Source organism: Mycobacterium sp. TH-M25 (assembly GCF_057473665.1).
In genome coordinates this window covers 1-3,883 of record NZ_JBYCLA010000355.1, presented here as the reverse complement: position 1 = coordinate 3,883, position 3,883 = coordinate 1, and the positions used below count along the sequence as shown (strand labels likewise).

Here is a 3,883-nt window from a genome sequence, read left to right as displayed (position 1 = left end):
GAATCCTACCGGGGGCACCCTTTGAACAGCACAAACACAAGCCCGTGCAAGATGCGTGAAATAACGGGCACCTAACACGTGGCCACCGTTTCATCGGCCAACACGGCAGCTTGCAAGGCCCCGACCAGCCTCATACCGAACTGTGGTCGTTCGAGCGCGGTGGTGAGCCTTGCCGGCAGGCACTGGTGCCGTTAAGACGGCACGCCGCTAAAAGCGCCCTTGTCACCTCAGGGGGAGCTCGAATCGTAGATTGACGATAGGCGAAAGCTCCGAGGTCCAGGCCCTGACCGTCGGCATGCCGTCACCGTTTTGTCGGTTGGCCCGCCTACCCTGAACCTCGTGAAGCTTGTGGGTCTGGGGCTGTGAGCGACGACAAGGGCGTACCAGCGGCGTTAACCACCTACAGGACGGCGTTGGCCGCGTCGCTCGTCGTTATCGCCGGAATCGGTTTGATGTGGCTGTCCAACGTCAGCTGGTTCGATTCCCATAAGGCCCTTCAGGCCACGGCCACCCAGGTCGGCGGGCTGCTCATTACGATAGGCGGACTGGCCGTCCTGTGGGACCTCAGAGCTAAGCGAGACTTCATGAACGAAGTCCTTGAGAAAACGAAGATCGCCGCCGACGTCAGCGCGGCGGGTGTTGACCGCATGACGATGAGATGGACGGACGTCCCGTGGGACGACCTGTTCAAAAGTTCGAAACACGTCTCGGTCTTCATTGCATACGGCAGCAGCTGGCGCAAGCTGCATTGGCCAAAGATTGAGGAGTTTGCCATCAACAAAGGCAACTCCCTGCGGCTGTTCCTCCCGGACCCCTTCGATGACGGGACAATGCGGGTGCTAGCGCAACGGTACGACTCCACGCCGCAGAAGATCCAAGACAACGTCATCGAGACGGCCCAGGAGTTCGCGACTCTGGGAACCTCCTGCGCGGCCGATATCCGTATCTACTACCGCGCAGGTGATCCGACCTATACCTGCTATCACTTTGACGACAAGGTTCTCGTGACCCTCTACGCGAATAGGCGCCGGCGCGGCGACGTGCCGACTCTGCTGTTCGGGCAAGGATCATTCCGCCAGTTTTTCAAAGACGATCTCGCGGCTATCGAAGATCAGAGTGAGCCGGTCGCATTGGCCGACGTCACGAGAAGAGAGGCAGGGAGCGATGATTGAGAGCCCGGAAGTCGAAGTCGAACTGGTCGAGGGCGACGTTTCCTCTGACTTCGAGTCGGCCGTCAGAGACGCCGAGATCGTGGCCTGGGACATCGAGACCAGCGGCCTTGATTGGCAGTTTGATCGCATCGGCACCTGCCAGCTACACGTGCCCGGCATCGGGACACAGGTAATCCGAGTGAACGGGCACCAACCCGAGAGACTTCGGGAGTTGTTGACGTCCGAGCGTGTCCGAAAGGTGTTCCATCACGCGCCTTTTGATCTTCGATTCATGCGGTATCAGTGGAAGGCCAGCGCACGAAACGTGGCGTGTACAAAGATCTTGTCGAAGATTGTTCGGCCGGAAGCGGACGGCCCAGAACACAGCCTGAAACCTACTCTGGAACGGTTCCTTGGAGTGCTGCTCGACAAGAGCCAACAGACGTCGAACTGGTTGTCAGCCACAATCACTTCGGAGCAACTGACGTATGCGGCGCGGGATGTTGAGTACTTAATTCCGCTGCTCGATACGTTGATGGATGAGGCGCGAGCGAATGGTGTGGCGGACATCGCCGACCGGACGTTCGAGTATCTACCTACTCGCGTCGAAACCGATATCCGCGGTTGCGGTGACGTCTTCGCTTATTGATCTGCCTGAACCAACGTCCATCGAAATCAAAGTTGCCAGGGCCGCGTTGGGCGCGCCTAAACCGGCGACCTCCCCCTTGGCAGCGCCCGCCTGGTCGAAGCAGCGTTGCGCCACAATGCGTTTGCGAGGAATCCCCAAATGATGCGCGACCGTGCACGGCTCCGGCGCTCGCCGGCATCGACGGCATGACCTGGCAGGACCCGGAGGGCGCGATGCGAGCACTCAACATCGCCCCAACGGTCCTCGAACCAGGTATGAGCGGGCGCTCGTGGGGACCAGAAGGAGGACGCGCGCGGTACGGCTGGATGACGGGTCACCCGCGCGACTGCGCCAGCAAAAGGCTTCCCCACAAGCGAGTATGGACATTAATTTCCGGCTGGGGAACGGCTAGGGTTATGCCCATGCCGCAATACATGAGGAATCGACCACCGTAGCTGGGAGAGGAAATGTCCCGCTTGCGGCGGAGAGGTTGATTGGTGGTACGCAGGTGGTTACCGAACGGGTCCGACGAAAGCGGTCGCGGTCTTTGTTCCTGAATGCCTGGGCCAGTGCGCGGAGGGTACGGACATCACACTGAGCCCTAAATACCACACCGTCTCCAGGCAGTGGGAGGCGCAAGAGGCAGGCAGGTTACCGAAACCCGAATGACACCGTTCATCTACGGGTCGCTTCTGCGCGTCCTTGATCGCTGACGCTGATGTCGGCGCATTCTAGTACCAACACCACCTCACATCTTTGACACGCTGTCAACATTGCGATGGAAGAGCTTGGGAGATAGGCTATCTCGGCGACGAGCCGCTAGGTAGATCAGCTAGATATGTAACGGCGGGTCGGGGTCAGTAGTGGTAGTTCCCGTGATTCCGGTATCTAGCAGCGATCTCCGGAGTAGCCACGTCGGCAAATCGGAATGAGCGCATCGGAAAGCTACCCAGTGCGTCAGTGGTGTTCGTAATGCGAAGGCCCTCCGCAATGGGCTTAAGTGTCGGGTCGTTGATAGCCAGCTTTACCCACAGCGCGCCGATGAAGTTGGTCAGCGGGGACAGATCTTGTTGTTCATAATCGTGACGAAGACCGGTCACGACGAGAGATTCGTTACCGGATGTTCCGGCGAACATCCCTAGAAACGGAGCCACTTGTGGATTTTCTCGCAAAAACCTCTCAGTTACGACTATGGACAAGCGGCTCCAAGCTCCAAGGTCAGCAACACATATAAAGTCAAGTCCTTCGCGCGGAGCCATAATCAGATCGCGATCGAAATCAGTTATCGCCGACCTTATATTTTCTTTCGGGGTGCTGCCGGGAGACTTCCACTCGTGGGATTCGCCCAGAAGCCCAAAGAAGACCGGGGGTACTAAGTAATCCTTCTCTTTAGTTGCATCCCGTATCTGCATCCCTCGCCGAAGAACTATCGCATCCTCATACGCCTCCTTGATGTCGTCCCGGCCTACCGTCCGCCGAGAACTGAACGCGGCTACGACGCCCGATGCGAGCACGTGGTGCTTCTTGCGTAGCTTTTGTGGATAGTGCGGGTTGAAGATGACGAGGTCGGTTTCCTTCGTCTGCGCTGGACCATCCTCCGTTTCGAGTAGAAGGTACTTCCGCTTCGCAATCTCATACTGCGGCGGCAGCCACTCGGACAGAATCTCGTCCCAGCGGGACTCCACACCGTGACCTGTCTCCTGGACACGTCTCCGCTCGCGCGCCTGCTCCTGCTCGCGCTCGTACGACTCCACGACGGACTCGTTCACATCGGCGAGCCACTGGTGGTGTTCGTGGGGCATCCATCAAGCGTAGCCAGGTCTGGGTCCGCCACCACCAGCGAGTCCCGCTCACTGCCACCCGGCCCGATCGCCGCCGAAATATCCGCCACCGCCGCATTCGGTTTCGACGAGTCAACGCGAATCCGTTGCTACACGTCAACGTTTGCAAACGCTACTTTATCAGGGGAGAACAGCGGAAATCCTTATGCAAACGCGACTTCCGCAGCGAAGAAGATTTTCGGTTTTCGTTCGGGGGGTATGGCCACGCTGGGTTGGGCGTGGGTTGCCTCCCGGTCCCCGTCCTGTTTCGCCGCCCCCCTGGG

General features: G+C 58.9%; 3 protein-coding genes. 2 read left to right on the top strand and 1 reads right to left on the bottom strand.

Annotated elements, in window-relative coordinates; all coding sequences use genetic code 11:
- Positions 1 to 362 precede the first annotated feature (362 nt).
- Together AC2VOU_RS11945 and AC2VOU_RS11940 are read left to right on the top strand one after the other, a co-directional pair.
- Entirely contained in the window at positions 363 to 1,172 is an 810-nt protein-coding gene (locus AC2VOU_RS11945; RefSeq protein ID WP_486957571.1) for a hypothetical protein, read from the top strand.
- A complete protein-coding gene (locus tag AC2VOU_RS11940; protein ID WP_486957570.1) occupies positions 1,165 to 1,800 on the top strand; it encodes a ribonuclease D in 636 nt (211 codons plus the stop codon). The genes AC2VOU_RS11945 and AC2VOU_RS11940 overlap by 8 nt, the downstream gene beginning before the upstream one ends.
- A gap of 836 nt (positions 1,801 to 2,636) precedes the next feature.
- Here AC2VOU_RS11940 and AC2VOU_RS11935 read toward each other — a convergent pair.
- A complete protein-coding gene (locus AC2VOU_RS11935; protein ID WP_486957569.1) occupies positions 2,637 to 3,581 on the bottom strand; it encodes a DUF6602 domain-containing protein in 945 nt (314 codons plus the stop codon).
- Positions 3,582 to 3,883: the final 302 nt, after the last annotated feature.

Coding starts and splice junctions, on each gene's coding strand:
- AC2VOU_RS11940 (WP_486957570.1), top strand. CDS start 1,165: ATGATTGAGAGCCCGGAAGTCGAAGTCGAACTGGTCGAGGGCGACGTT.
- AC2VOU_RS11935 (WP_486957569.1), bottom strand. CDS start 3,581: ATGCCCCACGAACACCACCAGTGGCTCGCCGATGTGAACGAGTCCGTC.